Source organism: Paenibacillus sp. J31R98 (genome assembly GCF_056269245.1).
The window spans coordinates 176763-192299 of the sequence record NZ_JBWDNO010000005.1; the positions used below are offsets into that span (position 1 = coordinate 176763).

General features: G+C 57.4%; 10 protein-coding genes. 7 read left to right on the top strand and 3 right to left on the bottom strand.

Going from position 1 to position 15537, the window contains the following annotated elements:
- The first annotated feature begins 5 nt into the window (after positions 1–5).
- From AC0YNX_RS19545 to AC0YNX_RS19575, 7 genes are all read left to right on the top strand, one after another.
- Positions 6–1733 (top strand): ABC transporter ATP-binding protein, encoded by a 1728-nt coding sequence (locus AC0YNX_RS19545; RefSeq protein ID WP_475817379.1) that lies wholly within the window; start codon positions 6–8, stop codon positions 1731–1733.
- Entirely contained in the window at positions 1730–3697 is a 1968-nt protein-coding gene (locus AC0YNX_RS19550) for an ABC transporter ATP-binding protein (RefSeq protein ID WP_475817380.1), read from the top strand. The genes AC0YNX_RS19545 and AC0YNX_RS19550 overlap by 4 nt, the downstream gene beginning before the upstream one ends.
- A 607-nt stretch (positions 3698–4304) precedes the next feature.
- Positions 4305–5876 (top strand): glutamate synthase-related protein, encoded by a 1572-nt coding sequence (locus AC0YNX_RS19555; RefSeq protein ID WP_475817381.1) that lies wholly within the window; start codon positions 4305–4307, stop codon positions 5874–5876.
- A gap of 114 nt (positions 5877–5990) precedes the next feature.
- Positions 5991–6524 (top strand): YceI family protein, encoded by a 534-nt coding sequence (locus AC0YNX_RS19560; protein WP_475817382.1) that lies wholly within the window; start codon positions 5991–5993, stop codon positions 6522–6524.
- A gap of 164 nt (positions 6525–6688) precedes the next feature.
- Positions 6689–7879 carry a hypothetical protein gene (locus AC0YNX_RS19565; protein ID WP_475817383.1) on the top strand — a complete coding sequence of 397 codons (1191 nt, stop codon included), beginning with the start codon at positions 6689–6691 and terminating at the stop codon, positions 7877–7879.
- A complete protein-coding gene (locus AC0YNX_RS19570) occupies positions 7876–8622 on the top strand; it encodes a glycosyltransferase (RefSeq protein WP_475817384.1) in 747 nt (248 codons plus the stop codon). The genes AC0YNX_RS19565 and AC0YNX_RS19570 overlap by 4 nt, the downstream gene beginning before the upstream one ends.
- Entirely contained in the window at positions 8619–9797 is a 1179-nt protein-coding gene (locus AC0YNX_RS19575; RefSeq protein WP_475817385.1) for a glycosyltransferase family 4 protein, read from the top strand. Before AC0YNX_RS19570 ends, AC0YNX_RS19575 begins: the two co-directional genes overlap by 4 nt.
- A 16-nt stretch (positions 9798–9813) precedes the next feature.
- Here AC0YNX_RS19575 and AC0YNX_RS19580 read toward each other — a convergent pair whose 3' ends face one another.
- Genes AC0YNX_RS19580 through AC0YNX_RS19590 form a run of 3 tightly spaced genes read right to left on the bottom strand, consistent with a single transcriptional unit; the run spans position 9814 to position 15523 of the window.
- Positions 9814–11766 carry a tetratricopeptide repeat-containing glycosyltransferase family 2 protein gene (locus tag AC0YNX_RS19580; RefSeq protein WP_475817386.1) on the bottom strand — a complete coding sequence of 651 codons (1953 nt, stop codon included), beginning with the start codon at positions 11764–11766 and terminating at the stop codon, positions 9814–9816.
- A gap of 3 nt (positions 11767–11769) precedes the next feature.
- A complete protein-coding gene (locus AC0YNX_RS19585) occupies positions 11770–13500 on the bottom strand; it encodes a tetratricopeptide repeat-containing glycosyltransferase family 2 protein (protein ID WP_475817387.1) in 1731 nt (576 codons plus the stop codon).
- On the bottom strand, positions 13478–15523 hold the full coding sequence (locus tag AC0YNX_RS19590; protein WP_475817388.1) for a glycosyltransferase: 2046 nt from the start codon (positions 15521–15523) through the stop codon (positions 13478–13480). Before AC0YNX_RS19590 ends, AC0YNX_RS19585 begins: the two co-directional genes overlap by 23 nt.
- Positions 15524–15537: the final 14 nt, after the last annotated feature.

Consider the following 15537-nt stretch of genomic DNA (forward strand, 5'->3'; position numbering starts at 1 on the left):
TCGCTATGATGAAATTGCTGCGCATGCTGCGTCCCTACTGGGTACTCGTATTTTTCGTGCTTCTATTTGTATTCCTACAATCGTTATCCGATCTCTATCTACCGACATTGCTAGCCGACATCGTCGACAAAGGCGTTGTGCAAGGCGACAATCCATACATCTGGAAGGTCGGCGGCTTCATGCTGCTCATCGCGCTCGGCGGCGGCATCTGCTCCATCGGCGCCAGCTACTTGTCTGCCAAATCAGCCGGAGGCTTCGGCCGGGATCTGCGCAGCCGCGTGTTCAGCCATGTAGAGAAATATTCGCTGCATGAATTCGACCAGATCGGCACCGCTTCGCTCATTACTCGTACAACGAACGATATTACGCAAGTTCAACAAGTGCTAATGATGATGATGCGTGTCATGGTCATGGCTCCGATGATGTGCTTCGGCGGTATTATTATGGCGCTGTACAAGGATGCGACGTTATCGCTTGTCATCATTGCGATCGTACCTATTCTAGCAATTATTATTTTTGCTATTGTCAGCCGCGGCGTACCGCTGTTTAAGGTGATGCAGGGCAAGATCGATAAGCTGAACCTCGTCCTCCGCGAAAATCTTACCGGCATCCGTGTTATCCGCTCCTTCAACCGGACGACGCATGAGCAAGGCCGCTTCAATGATGCGAATAACGATTTGACCGATACATCTATCAAAGTAAACCGCATTATGGCATCTCTTATGCCAATCATGATGCTCGTCATTAACTTTGCGAGCCTTGCAATTGTTTGGTTCGGCGGCCTGCGCATCGACAGCGGCCATATGGAAGTCGGCGACCTGATGGCATTCATCCAGTACGCATGGCAGATCATGTTCGCGCTGATCTTCGCTTCCATGATGTTCGTTATGATTCCACGCGCTTCCGCATCCGCGGCACGGATCAATGAAGTGCTGAACATGGTGCCGGATATTAACGATTCCAAGACACCGAAGACAGCTTCCGCTGCACGCGGCGAGCTTGCTTTCAACAATGTGTCGTTCCACTACCCAGGCGCTGAGATGGCGGCGCTCTCGAATATCTCCTTCTCCGCCGGCCGCGGCGAAGTAACGGCTATTATCGGCGGTACCGGCTCAGGCAAATCGACGCTGATCAACCTCATCCCGCGCTTCTATGATGCGACGGGCGGCAGCATTACGATCGGCGGCGTTGATGTTCGCGAGATGACGCAGGAAACGCTCCGTTCCATGGTCGGCCTTGTGCCGCAGAAGGCGGTTCTGTTCACCGGCTCCATCTCGGATAACATCCGCTTCGGCAAGGAAGATGCAACAGATGAAGAGATTCGTCATGCCGCGGTCATTGCGCAGGCTTACGACTTCGTCTCCGAGATGAAGGAAGGCTTCGACTCGCCAATCGCACAAGGCGGCACGAACGTCTCCGGCGGTCAGAAGCAGCGGCTGTCCATTGCCCGCGCGCTTGTCCGCAAACCGGACATTTACTTGTTCGACGATAGCTTCTCGGCGCTCGACTTCAAGACCGATGCCAAGCTACGCGAGGCACTGCGCGGCGAGACGACGAATGCAACCGTGCTAATCGTTGCACAGCGCGTCAGCACTGTTATGGACGCTGACCGGATCATCGTCCTCGACGACGGCCAAATCACAGCTATCGGCACGCATAAGGAACTGCTGCAATCATCTACCGTTTATCGCGAAATCGTAACGTCACAGCTGTCAGAGGAGGAAATCGCATGAGTGAACAGCAAAGAGGCCCCGCGGGCGGCGGCCCGGGCGGTCAGCGCCCCGGCGGCCAAGGTCCCGCCCCTGGTAATTTCGGCTTCGGTCCAGGCCGCGGCGGTCCGGGCATGATGGGCATGCCTGTCCAGAAGGCCAAAGACTTCAAAGGTACTTTGCGCAGACTGGCCGGATACCTGAGGCCTTACCGTTTCTCATTGCTTATTGTTCTCCTGACAGCGGTACTTAGCACCCTGTTCTCAATTGTGGGTCCGAAGATTATGGGTAAAGCAACGACCAAGCTGTTCGAAGGGCTAATGGGCAAGCTGAAGGGTACGCCTGGAGCGAAAATTGATTTTCATTACATTTGGGAAATACTTGCCGTACTCGGTGTCCTCTACATCATCAGCGCCTTGTTTGGTTACATTCAGCAATACGTGATGGCTGGTGTCGCGCAGAAAACCGTTTATGGCCTGCGCAAGGACGTAAACGAGAAGCTGGAACGCCTGCCGCTGAAATTCTTCGACTCCCGTACGCACGGCGAAATTCTAAGCCGCGCTGTCAACGATGTCGATAATATCAGCGGTACGCTCCAGCAGAGCTTAACGCAGATCATTACCTCCGTGATCACGCTTATCGGCGTTGTCATCATGATGTTGACGATCAGCCCTCTCATGACGCTCATCTCCATTGTGACGCTGCCACTTAGCTTCGTCGCGATCAAGATGATCGCCAAGCGTTCGCAGTTATATTTTAAAGGCCAACAGAAAGCACTCGGCGAACTGAACGGGCACGTCGAAGAAATGTACACCGGTCATAATATCGTCAAGGCGTTCGGTCATGAACGCAAGTCGGTCAACAAGTTCAACAGCGTGAATGAAGAGCTGTACGAATCCGGCTGGCGCGCACAGTTCGTCTCGGGCATGATCATGCCAATCATGGGCTTCATCGGCAACATCGGCTACGTGCTCGTGAGCGTGGCAGGGGGTATTCTCGTTCTGCATAAGACGATCACCATCGGTGACGTGCAAGCGTTCATCTCCTACTCGCGCCAGTTCACGATGCCGATCACGCAAACGGCTCAAATCGCCAACATCCTTCAATCGACCGTCGCTTCAGCAGAGCGGATCTTCGAATTGCTTGATGAAGAGGAAGAAGTTCCAGAAGCAGCGAATCCGATTGCTGTTGTGCAAAAAGAATCTGAGGCTGTATCTGGCAAAGCGATCAAGCCTCGCGGCGACGTCAGCTTCAACCACGTGCAGTTCAGTTACAAGGATGACACCCCGCTCATCGAGGACATGGACATTCACGTCCGTTCCGGCCAGACGATTGCTATCGTCGGTCCGACAGGCGCGGGCAAAACAACGCTCATCAACCTGCTGATGCGGTTCTATGAAATCAATAACGGCAGCATTACGATCGATGGCGTCGGCATTACACAGCTGAAGCGCGGCGACCTGCGGAATCTGTTCGGCATGGTGCTGCAAGATACTTGGCTGTTCAACGGGACGATCCGCGATAACATCGCTTACGGTCGTACTGGAGCAACTGAAGAAGAAGTGGTGGCAGCAGCGCGAGCGGCGTATGCAGACCATTTCATCCGTACGCTGCCTGAGGGTTATGATACGGTGCTGAATGAAGAGGCATCGAACATCTCGCAAGGGCAGAAGCAATTACTCACCATCGCCCGCGCCATTCTGGCGAATCCGGCTATTCTCATTCTTGACGAGGCGACAAGCAGCGTCGATACGCGGACAGAGATTCATATCCAGCGCGCGATGAATGAGCTGATGCAAGGCAGAACGAGCTTCGTCATCGCGCACCGCCTCTCGACAATCCGCGATGCCGATCTCATTCTCGTTATGAACCACGGTACCGTGATCGAGCAAGGTACGCATGAGCAGTTGCTCGCTGCGGGCGGCTTCTACGCCGACCTGTACGAGAGCCAGTTCAGCAGCCGCAAACGACAAGCGGATGCAGTTTAGGTAACTATTTTAATTTAGAAGCCTTCCCGAAGTGTGCGTCGTTCACTTCGGGAGGGCTTTTTTTATAGTGTGAAACAAGCGACCACGGGGAGTGAGGGGATAAAAGTGGCTTCGGAACAGTTTGATAAGTATCGCGAAACCTTCAGAAAGTTAGCGAAGCGCTAAATCGAAATTGTAACGGTTACCCTAGCGCTTATTTGCGTATATATAGCTTCCTCTAAAATCTAACGGTTGCCAGAGAGCTTAATGGGCTCAAATCGATTGATTTGGCTACCCATTTCGCCAAATAGCCGTTCATACAACCGTTAGAGTTTCAAAAGGGACATCTGAGGCAAAATAGCCTTCGTGGCAACCGTAAGCGTAGCCGAAGAACTTGGAATCACGAACCTTATCCGAAAATCCGGGAGTCACTTAAACAGGTGACTCTTTTTATTTTCACCTTTACACACCACTTTTTTTTCGAAGCCAAATCCACCCGTGTCCAGGCTCCTGTCCAGGCTTCTTCATCCACATTTCACATCCCCCACCACGGTTAAAAACTGGAAGCACATGGTATACTTAAAACTGGCAATAGTCCCTACAAAATCACAATCGGAGGCCATTCATCATGGTGACTACAATTCTCGTTTCCGCCCTGCTTGTTATTATTGTGCTGCCCGTCGTCATCTTCTTCAGCTACATGTATTCTCTCTCCAGAAAAGCGAAGCATTCCATTCTTCGCTCGCACCCTTTTCTCGGGTGGATCCGCTATTTGCTCGAGAAGCTAGGCCCGGAATTCCGGCAGTATTGGTTCGACAGCGATACCGAGGGCAAGCCATTCTCCCGTGCGGACTTCGTAGGTCTCGTCTATGCGGCCAAATACCGGACCGACCTCATCTCCTTCGGCGGCCGTCGCGATTATGAGAAGCCCGGCTTCTATATCTCCAACGCGATGTTCCCGAAGCTGACGAGCGAGCTGAAGGTCGATAATAATGAACTTGTGCAAGGGAAGAAGTATGTCATCACTGATGAGGGCTTGTTCACCCGGCAGGAGAAATTCGTCGAGGAATCGGTAAAACGTTGGCTGCTCCATGACGACGATGTCATCGTAGTCGGCCCGAACCGCAAACAACCGTGGCGGCTCAAAGGAATGTTCGGCGCGTCAGCGACCTCCTTCGGCGCGGTCGGCGAGCATTATATCCAGTCCACAGGCAGCGGCGCTCACATGGCAGGCGGCTCCTGGATTAATACAGGCGAAGGCGGCGTAGCGGATGTGCACCTCGCTACCGGCGTTGACGTCGTCTCGCAGATCGGTCCCGGCATGTTCGGCTTCCGCGATGATACGGGTCAGTTCTCCATCGAGGAATTCAAGCGCAAAGCCGCAGTGCCGAATATCAAGGCATTCGAGCTGAAGTTCCATCAAGGCGCGAAGATCCGCGGCGGCCATCTCGAAGGCTCCAAGGTGACGGAGAAAGTCGCGGCAGCCCGGCTCGTTCCGGTCGGCAAGACGGTCAACTCCCCTAACCGGTTCGAGTTTCTGACGAACGCGGAGGAAGCAGTCCGTTTCGTAGGCACGCTGCAGGAAGCTGGCGGCAAGCCGGTCGGCATCAAGATTGTCGTCGGCGATCCGAAGCGGCTCGAGCCATTGTTTGAAGCGATGCAGGCGCTGAACACGTACCCGGATTTCATTACGGTGGACGGCTCCGAGGGCGGCTCAGGCGCGACGTTCAAAGCGATGGCGGACGGCATGGGGCTGCCGCTCTACGCCGCACTCGTCATTCTAGACGATACGGCGCGCAAGTTCGGCGTGCGCGACCGCATTCGCATCTTCGCCTCCGGCAAGCTCATTACGCCGGATAAAGTCGCGATTGCCCTTGCTCTTGGCGCAGATTGCGTCAACTCCGCGCGCGGCTTCATGATGGCGAACGGCTGCATCATGGCGCTGCAGTGCCACACCGGCAAATGTCCGACGGGCATTACGACGACGGACTCCAAATATCAGGTTGCGCTCGCTCCGGAAGAGAAACAGTGGCGCGTCATGAACTATATTTTGCAGCTGCGGGAAGGGTTGTTCTCACTGGCTGCTGCTTGCGGGCTGGACAGTCCGCGCGGCTTCGGGCGCGAGCATGTCGTGTTCACCAATGAGAGCGGACAAACGACTCGGATGGTCGATCTGTTCCCCTACCCCGAAGCGAAATGAATATTTATTTTAAATTCAAGATATTTCTGTTGACAATGGTATAGCACTCCGCTAAACTTACTTTAGATAATTAAGTTTATTATTAAAAGTAAGTATTTATGGGAGGCTATTATCATGTCCGTATCCAAATGGGTTGTAGATGCAAGCCACAGTTCTGTAGATTTCACAATTCGTCACATGATGATTGCTAAAGTAAAAGGCACGTTCCACAATTTCAGCGCTGAAATCGAAGCGAATCCGGAAGATCTGACAACGGCGAGCATCGCGTTCTCCGTTGAGCTGAACAGCATCGACACTCGCAACGCAGATCGCGATAACCACCTGCGCACAGGCGATTTCTTCAACATCGAGCAATATCCGAACCTGACGTTCAAAGCAACGAAGATCGTTCGCACAGGCGACGGCGAATATGATGTTACGGGCGATCTTACTCTGCACGGCCTAACGCGCACCGAGACATTCGAAGTCACTTACGAAGGCAGCGGCAAAGACCCTTGGGGCAACGAGAAAGCCGGCTTCAGCGCGAAAGGCGCAATCAAACGCAGCGAGTTCGGCTTAACGTACAACGCAGCGCTTGAAACAGGCGGCGTTCTGATCGGCGACGAAGTGAAAATCTCGATCGAGCTTGAAGCTGGCAAACAAGCTTAATACAGAGAGATGAGTGAGGCTCCCCACTACTGGGGGGCCTCTTTCCTTTATCCCAGGAAGCCTGCAACCTCTGGATGGAATGTTGCTCATGCCGCTTCCATACAATGGATGAGAAGCTTCGTTAGGATGCCTTTCCAAAGGCAGAAACGGTGGGATGCCCGTCTATGATCGACTCGATTGTGTTGTTTCCGCACTGTACGTGGGAGTCGTTTCCCTACCAGACGATACTCGCGACCGCCGGACGCGAACGGACCGTCTATGTAGTCACGTCGCCTGCCGGGCTGTCTGGCGCTCCCTCCTCCTTCCGCCCGATTACGTTAGATGAGCTGCACGCACTGCCACTGCCTTGGTCGCAAACCGCGGCGGTTGTCACGCACCCCTGTTGGATCTATGAAATTGCCGGGCGCTCTCCGGCCGCTGTCATTGCGCTTCTCCCCGAGTCTCAGGAGTTCGGGGATGACGCTTATTTGCGCTGCCGCGACGCGCTATGCGCTGCGGCGACGATGGTCGTGGCAAGCTCCGAACCGCTCTACTTCGAGCAGTGGTTCCGGCGCTGCCGCGTCTTCCTCCGCGACGGCCTCGACCTCGCCTCGGATGCGATCGCCGATGCCGCTGCCTTGGATGCAATCAGCGGCAAACCGCTCGATTCGCTGGCGAAGCTGCAGCTGCAGCGAAGGAAGGATTTTCGCGAGGAACAATTGAAGGCGCTGCGTCCCTCAGCGATGCAGTCTTTCTTCCAAGCGGTCTATCCTTATTTGCTTGGCAGCTATGAGCAGGCGGAGCATTGGGCGAAGCTCGCCTTCGAGCAGGCCGTCTTTACCGGCGACGACACGGCTGTTACGACATATTTTCGCTTCCTCTCAGCCGTTCGTTCGCAGCTGGGGAAGCCCTACGATGCGATCGCTACCTACGGAATTAGTGCGGTGACGGATGCGGAACGCAATGCACATGCGACCATGTCCGCTCTGCAAGATGAAGGGCAGAATGCGCTTGCTTCCGCGCTGCTGCTGCGGATGAATGAGGATTACCGGGGTGCGGCTGCGCTGCTTGAGCCACTGCGGCTAGAAGATGGCGTTGGTCACGGACTCGTCCGCTCCTTGCTCTTCGATGTGTACTCCGCTTGCAACAAGCCGGACTTGGCACTGCCGCTACTCAGCGAGACTCGAAACGCTGAAGCCCGTACGAAGCGACAGCTGCTCAAAGGCACGGCGCTCGCGCTGCAGGGCAAGCGGCACGAGGCGATTCACGCCATGCTCCAAGCTGCGATGCATGGCGCGGAGCCGCTTCAAGCGATTGCGGAGCTGGCGGCTGTCGACGGGCAGGCACAGCGACTGTCGGAGGGGGACTTTGCATGAGCAAGCCGCTGCGTAAATCAACCGGAAACAAGCTGACGGCGATGATGCAGGTGCGCAATGAAGCAGGGCGCTACCTGGAGGCCGCGCTTGCCGACTTGTCCGCGCTCGTCGATGAAATCGTCATTGTCGACGATGCCAGCGATGACGATACGCCGGAGATTTGCCGCTCCTTCGATAAGGTGAAGCGAATCGTGGAGCTCAAGGAGCCCCTGTTCGGACAGGAAGCGAAGCTCCGCTATCTGCTCTGGGAGGCTGCCGTCCAGACGGAGCCCGATTGGCTGCTGGCTATCGATGCGGATGAATTTTTTGAGAAGAAGGCGAAGACTCAGCTTCGGCAGCTCATCGACCAGGACCGATACGACTGGGTCGGCTTCCGTATGTACGACTTCTGGGGTTCGCTCGCCTACTACCGGGAAGATTCGCTCTGGCAACTGCACAAGCGGCATACGATGATGCTCGTCCGTTACATGCCGCAGTATTCCTACTTCTATCCGGCTTGGGATCACCATGTGCCGCGGCTGCCTCTCTCCTGCTCCGCTTTGCAGGGAATCGGTTCGGAGCTGCGCGTCAAGCATTACGGCTGGGCAGGCGATGAAGCTTCGCGCCGCGCCAAATATGAGCGCTATATGCAGCTGGATCCGCAAGGCCAATGGGGCAGCTTGGCGCAATATGCTTCCATTCTTGATCCGCAGCCCAATCTGGTGCGCTGGCAGGAAGATGAGGAGGTGAAGCCGCAAACATGAGAACCGTGACGATATTAACGCACAGCTATTTGAATGGATATGCGGAGGGCGAAGCGTATACGAGACCTTTTGGCGGGGGGCTGGAGCGGTATATCTATGACCTGTGCGGTGTCATTCAGAGCCGCGGCTGGCGGGCGGTTGTTCATCAGCTGTCGTATTTCAACAGCTTTGAAACAACTTATCTCGGCGTCGCCGTGCGGGGGTACAAGTATGAACTAAATGACATTGCCGGTGCCTTCGAGCAGATGGCCGCCGATGCGGAGGGGCTTGTCATCTACGGCAGCTGCCTGTGGCATCCGATTCGCTACCGACCGGGGAGCATCGGGATTTGCCATGGCGTCAGCTGGGATTGGCATGATATGAGCGAGGCAGTCAAAGCCGACGTCGCGGTCATGATTCAAGGCGCAGTAAGCGGACTTGATCGGATTGTAAGCGTCGATTCTCACTTTCAGACCTATTGCCGAGCCTGCTGTTCCTATGATGACGCCGAGCGGCTCGTGCTTCTGCCGAATGCGGTGGATACGTCTTGGTTTATGCCTGTTGAAAGCGGCGATGAAGGGGATGGTGGGGAGCAAGAGCAAGTGCAAAAGAAAGCGACTGCACAGATAACAGATGAGCTTCGTTTATTGTATCCCCGAAGGCTGAGCTACGAGCGCGGCATCGTGCCGATGATGCTCTTAACCGACCGACTTCTGCCGGAGTTTCATTCCCTGACAGTTGAGTTTGCCGGCGAGCTCGTTTCGGGGACACCGGTTGCGGTCGCTTTCCAGACTTGGCTGAGCAGCCATCCCCACCGAAATCGCATCGCGCACCGCACCTATGCGTTCGCCTCTGTACGAGAGGCTTACCAGGCCGCGGATGTCGCCGCCATACCGACCGTCTACTCGGAGGGAACTTCTTTCTCCTGCCTCGAAGCGATGAGCTGCGGCCTACCCATTGTCGCCACCAATGTCGGCGGGCTGAATGACCTCATTATCGACGGCTTTAACGGGCTGCTTGTATCACCGACGGAAGAAGCGCTGTACCGCGCCGTGAAGCTGCTGTTGGAAGACGCTTCAGCGCGTAAGCAACTCGGCGTTCGCGCACGCGAGACGGCGTTCGCCTTCGACCTCGCAAGATGGCAGAGCCGCTGGGGCGAGCTGCTGGAGGAGCAGTTTGAGCGTGCCCCTGTCTGATTGTGGTGGGGGAGGCTTAAAGCACCGTCGTGCCGAGGATGAGCGGCAGCGCATCCTCGCTGCGTAATGCCGGCAGGTATGCGCCGGCGCCCGCCGCCGCACGAGCCCTCGCGGCGAATCCGGCAGCGAGTCCCGCAGCCGCTGCACGCTGCTGCCACGGACGGGCCGCCGCATCCAAGGCTGCGGCGGCGAAGTCATCCGCCGCCGCACGCCAGTTACCGCATGCTGCCGAGGTCCATCCGGCAGCGAGGCGGTGCTGCAAGGCGGCGCGCAGCTGCTCACGCAGCGCCGCCGGCAGATCGCGCTGCAGCGCAGCGAATAGCAGCGGCGGCAGTCCGCCGCCGCCCATCACCCTTGCTTGCGCCACCGCCGGCAGGCGTAGCCAAGCATCCCATGCGCCGAGCCGCAGCAGCGCACGCGCCATAGTACCGTCCGCCGCTTGCGCCTGTACCCCCGCTGCGTCTCCAACATCCCCAATAACAGCAACAGCCGCCGATAGATATACATCAGCTAGCTTAGCAGAGTCCCTTCCTTGACGAGAGCACTGTTGCCATAGCCTCATAGCGCCTGCAGTATCCCCCCGCTGGGCTTGCCATATCCCTTTGACGAATAAACTTGGTTCTACATCGATACCACGTCCCGCAAATGCAGTCATCCATAAACGTTCCGCTTCCTCCGGCAGACGCAAATCGCATAACATATCGGTCAGAGCCATACCTCCTGCAGAAGCCGATACAATCGCTCGATTGCCTGTAGTCCGCAATACATCTGCTGCCTGCCCCCACCACTCTCGCAGTCTCGGCTCCAAGCCTCCTAACAACAGCAATCGCTGCCAAGCCGGTATATAGTCTGGTCTTGTTTCTATAGCCTCTACATACGACCTCGCCGCGTCATCGAAAAGGTACAATCGTTCATACGCCGCCCCCGCCAAGCAACACGAACGGTACGTTCCCGCCCCCGCTGCCGTTGAATAATGCGCCGGCGCATTTCCCGCCGCAAGCGCCGCTCGGGCGCAACCAAGCGCACCTCCCGCATCGTCCAGCTCCAGCAGCACCTCCGCAAGGGCTTCGTGCAGATCTGCAAAATTCCCGTACCGCTGCACGCCTGATTCTCCATAACGAACAGCATCAGCTAATCGCCCGACAGCGCGGCAAGCGTGGATGACCTTAAGCAGCACATCTGATTCATAACCGGCCGCCTCCTGCCCTGACAAGACTATGGGCTCCAGCCACTCCAGCGCCTCCGCGTAGCGCCCTGCCGCGAACAACTCCGTTCCCGCTGCATACCGCAGCGTAAGGTTGCTCGGGTCCTGCTTGAGCGCCAACGACAGCAGCCGTTGATTACGCGCATACTTGTCACGCTCCGCCACTACTTCATCGCGATAACCTTCATGCCAGATGGCAATAGCTCCCGCTTTGGCTCCGGCTTCAGCTCCGGCATCAGAGCCAGCAATAAAACCAACCGCCTCCGCTCCGCCAAGCTCCATAATACTCGTCGCAACTTCCTCATGAATGATGCCGCGAAACCGGATTCGTTCATCATTGCGAAACAAGCGGCACACCGCGTCCGTCACAACCGTGCCGTCATCTCCACCGACCCAGCTATGCAGCTGGATGAAATAACCGAGCTTGGTTTCATCCGCAAGCAATCTCGACCAAGCTGCTATGGAGTTCACTTCAAGCCGCTCATCGGCATCAAGCACGAGAACCCACGGCTGTTGCGCCGCCGCCAGCGAGACATTCCTGGCAGCTGCAAAATCATCCGTCCACGCCACAGAATACACCCTTGCACCGTGCTGCTCCCCAATAGCTATCGTATCGTCCGTCGAGCCGGTATCCACGACAATCATCTCTGCGACATACGGAGCGGCAGAGCGCAAACAATCCGCTAGAAATCGGCTCTCATCGCGCACAATAATACAGAGTGATACCGGCAGCTGCCGTGCTGTCTCCTCACCGCGAGCTTCCATTGCTTAGCGCTCCCCCTCGCCTTGTGCCGGAAGCAGCAGCCGCATTTCTTGAGCCGCCTGGGCGAAGCCCGTCACCCGCTGCACCTCCGCCAAGCGGGAATCAGCCAATGCGCAGAGAGCGCGAGCTGCGTGCCTAACGCCATTCGCCGCACCTAATGTACCCGGTGTGCCTGAGTCCAAGCCTGAGTCCGCTCCTGCTCCGTCCGGTTTTGCATCCAGAAGCGCGCCGACCACGTCTTTTACTCGACTTCCGCCAATCCCACCGCGTATGAGCAGTGGCAACCATTCCAGCGCCGTGTCCGGGAATGGCGACTGCTCCGGCATTTCCAGCCATGCCATCGCCTGCCCGAGCGAATCCGCAGCTGCTTTCGAAGGCATACCGAAACCATCACCACCACCATCTCTGAGAGACTCACACTCCTCTGCAAGCGTAAGCCAAGGCAAGAGCAACGCCCGTTCCTCGGTCCCCGCAACAGCTAACCGCCGTGACAACCATAGCCGAAGCGCTGTATAACACCCGCTTCGCCGCATTACATCCGCCAGCTTGACCGTCGCCTCCGGCGAATCGAGCGTAAAACGCTCCTCCACGAATTGCGCGAGCCGCTCCTCACTGCTGCAGATGCGCATCATATGGCATAACCGATATAGCGGAGCGAGCAAGCTGCCGCGAAACCGCACTGCCTCCGCATACCAATGAGCAGCGGTATCGTAATCCAGCTCTGCCTCATGCATGCTGCCAAGCCAATACGCCGACTGGTACGAGCCCATGCCATCCTCCGTATGATAGATCGCCGGCGCCCGCCCGATATGAATCGCCGCGGCGAAAGCTTCCGCTGCCTTCCGACGCTGCCCAAGCGCTGCAAGACTTACTCCCTTGGCTTGCCATAGATCTGGATAGTCCGCATACCACGCTAGCCCTTCCTCCGCCAGCGCAAGCGATTCCTGCCATTGCCGCAACGCCTGCAAGCACTGCACCTCATGCTTCATCAGCAGATGCGCATAGCTGACTGCTGCGTAATCGATTCCGTCCCTTGCCTGCCTAAATGCACGCAGAGCATCCTCCAATGCATGACCGCGAAAATATTCCACGCCAAGGTTATACCAATGAAATCGGTTATCCGGCTCCTCCTCGGTGGCGCGTTCGAGCAGCTCGCGATTGCGCTCCAGCTTATTTTTGGCAATGACGACTTCCCGCTTGTAGCCGTAATGATGAATAATGACGTCGCTCAGATGAAACCGCGCTGTTGGCGTATGCTGTGTGATTGGCCCGGCGATTTGCTCATGGATTCGCCCCTCGAACCGGTACCGCCTATCGTTTCGGAACATCCGCAGCACCGGATTGATCGTCGCCCCTTCACCGCCTCCATCGCCCATGTAGTTCCATATGTTTAGAAAATAACCCGTAATCTCCTGCTCCTGCGCAAGCGCGCGCAGCTGTCCGCCGGATCCCGCATCCAGCTCCTCATCGGCATCGAGAAACAGAATCCATTCACCTGTCGCTTTGGCAAGCCCGATATTACGCGCTGCGGCAAAATCATTCGTCCACTGCGCGCGTACCACCGTCGCACCGAACCGCTTCGCAATGGCAACTGTATCGTCTGTTGAGCCTGTATCAACGACGATGATCTGATCGGCTACGCCTTGCACGCTTCCAAGGCAGCGAGGCAGGCTCGCCGCTTCATCCTTCACAATCATGCACAGCGAAATTAAGCTAGCCTTCTTCTTCAAGGACATGCGCCCGCCTCCTCTGCGCGCCGGTGAACGATGTCCGCCATCCAGCGCCATGCACGCGGATAAGCGCCGACTGAATGTGCTCGAGATCGGTATGCGGCCAGCCGCTTCCTAGCGCCGGCTGCGCGGAAGCCCAAGGCAGCAGCGCCTCCATTGCCAAGGATAGCGAGCACGCAGCAGCACCCAACTTTGCATCCACCTGCACCTGTACTCCTGCTGCTCCAGCTTCGGTTAGCTCCCCAATTGCTGCAGCCTCGATTGCCTGCTCGAACAGCGCGAGCGCTCCGCCATAGAGCATCTTCCCGTACAGCAGCTCGCCGAGACAGCTCAGCTCCTCTTGCGCCAGCTGCCGCTGCGCCATCGCTTTCAGCATCAAATCCGCGGCGGCATCCGTATAGCCGCTGCGATAAAGCGAAAGTGCGTACCGCTCGCCAAGCGAGGCACTAATCGCCTTAAGCCGACCTCCGAGCGGCAGCATGCCAAGCTCAAGCGCACGGGTCAGCAGCCACTGCAGCTGTCCTGTACTTGGCGGCTCAGCCGCCGCCGCCTCCTCGCCATCCAATAGCCGATCCACCATCAGCAGCAGCTCCGACCACGGAAGATCGCTCCCTTCTATCCGTTCTCCCAAGCTCCAGCTGCACAGCGCGGCATCCACGCTTAGCTCCTCGGCTGGTCCGCCCGCCGCCCAAGCGGCGATCAGCACCGCCCGCGCCTCGCGCGCATGCCCCGCGCCAATCAAGCAAGCCGCGTAGGCGCGCGCATCCTCTGGCGTGAGCGGCCCCGCCTCGCGCCAGAGCGGCAGCGCGGCGGCATACGCGCCGATGCCGCCGAGCACCCGGGCTTGAAGCGCCAGCAGCTCCGGCGCTTCGAGCCCCACGCACGAAGCCATCGTAGCGCGGATGGCTTCATCGCTCTTGCCCGCAGCCTGCAGGCTATCCGCCCAGCCGGCCAGGGCAGGAACATAGCGCGGCGCTTCGCCTGCCGCCGCTTCAAACAAACGCTGCGCGGATTCGGCGCGGCCAAGCGCCGCCTCCGCTTGCGCGAGCCCGCAGCTGGCGCGATAACTGCCCGCGCCAGCTTCCACCACATAGCGGGCGGCGGCAGAACTCGCCGCCCGTCCCGCTTCCAGCGCCGCCTCGTAGGCGCTGCGCGCATCCACGACACGATGCTGGCGCATCAGGCAGTCGCCGTAGAGCAGCTGCACATCGGGATAGTCGCCGTAGCGATCGACTTCCCGATATAGCATCGCAGCTGCCTCATCGGCGCGGCCCTCCGCCAGCAGCGCCTTTGCCCAGTCGCGTACCAGCGTCGGTCGGTATGGCGCGTCGCCAGGCACGAGCAAATATGCCAAAGCGAACGCCTCGCAGGCGTCTTTTGGCTTATTCAATTGGCAGAGCGTCACGCCTTTATTGTAGAGATGGAACGGGTCATCCGGGGTGAAACACAAAGCCTTCTCAATAAGGCGAAGATTGCGCTGCGCCTTGTCTTTAAGAGCAAGCGCTTCGGGCAGATAGCCATCATGAAGCAGAGGAATTCCGCATGGGCGGCCGTCCACTCCAATCCGCACACCGGATTCGAAGCGGACCAGCTGCTCATGGATGATGCCTGTGTAGCGAAATCCGCAGTCCGCGCGGAAGAGGCGAACCGCTTCATGTGTAAGCGATTCGCCTTCCCCGTTGCCATATTGGCTCAGAATCGTGACGCGCAGAGCATCGCTGTCTGCTTTACGCAGCAGCTCACGCACTTCTGCACGCCCTATCCCAGCTGCAAGCTGCTCGTCCGCATCCAACACAAGCACCCAAATCGTTCGAGCGGCGTCCAGACCGGCATTCCGCGCCGCTGCAAAATCATCCGTCCATGTATGGTGCACAACTCTTGCTCCATATGATTTTGCAATATCGACCGTACGGTCTGAAGAGCCGGTGTCCGTGACGACAAGCTCATCCGCCAGCCCTTGAACGCTGCGAAGACAGCGATCCAGAACATCTTCCTCATTGCATGCGAGTACATGGATGCCGAGCAGCAATTAAATCACACTCC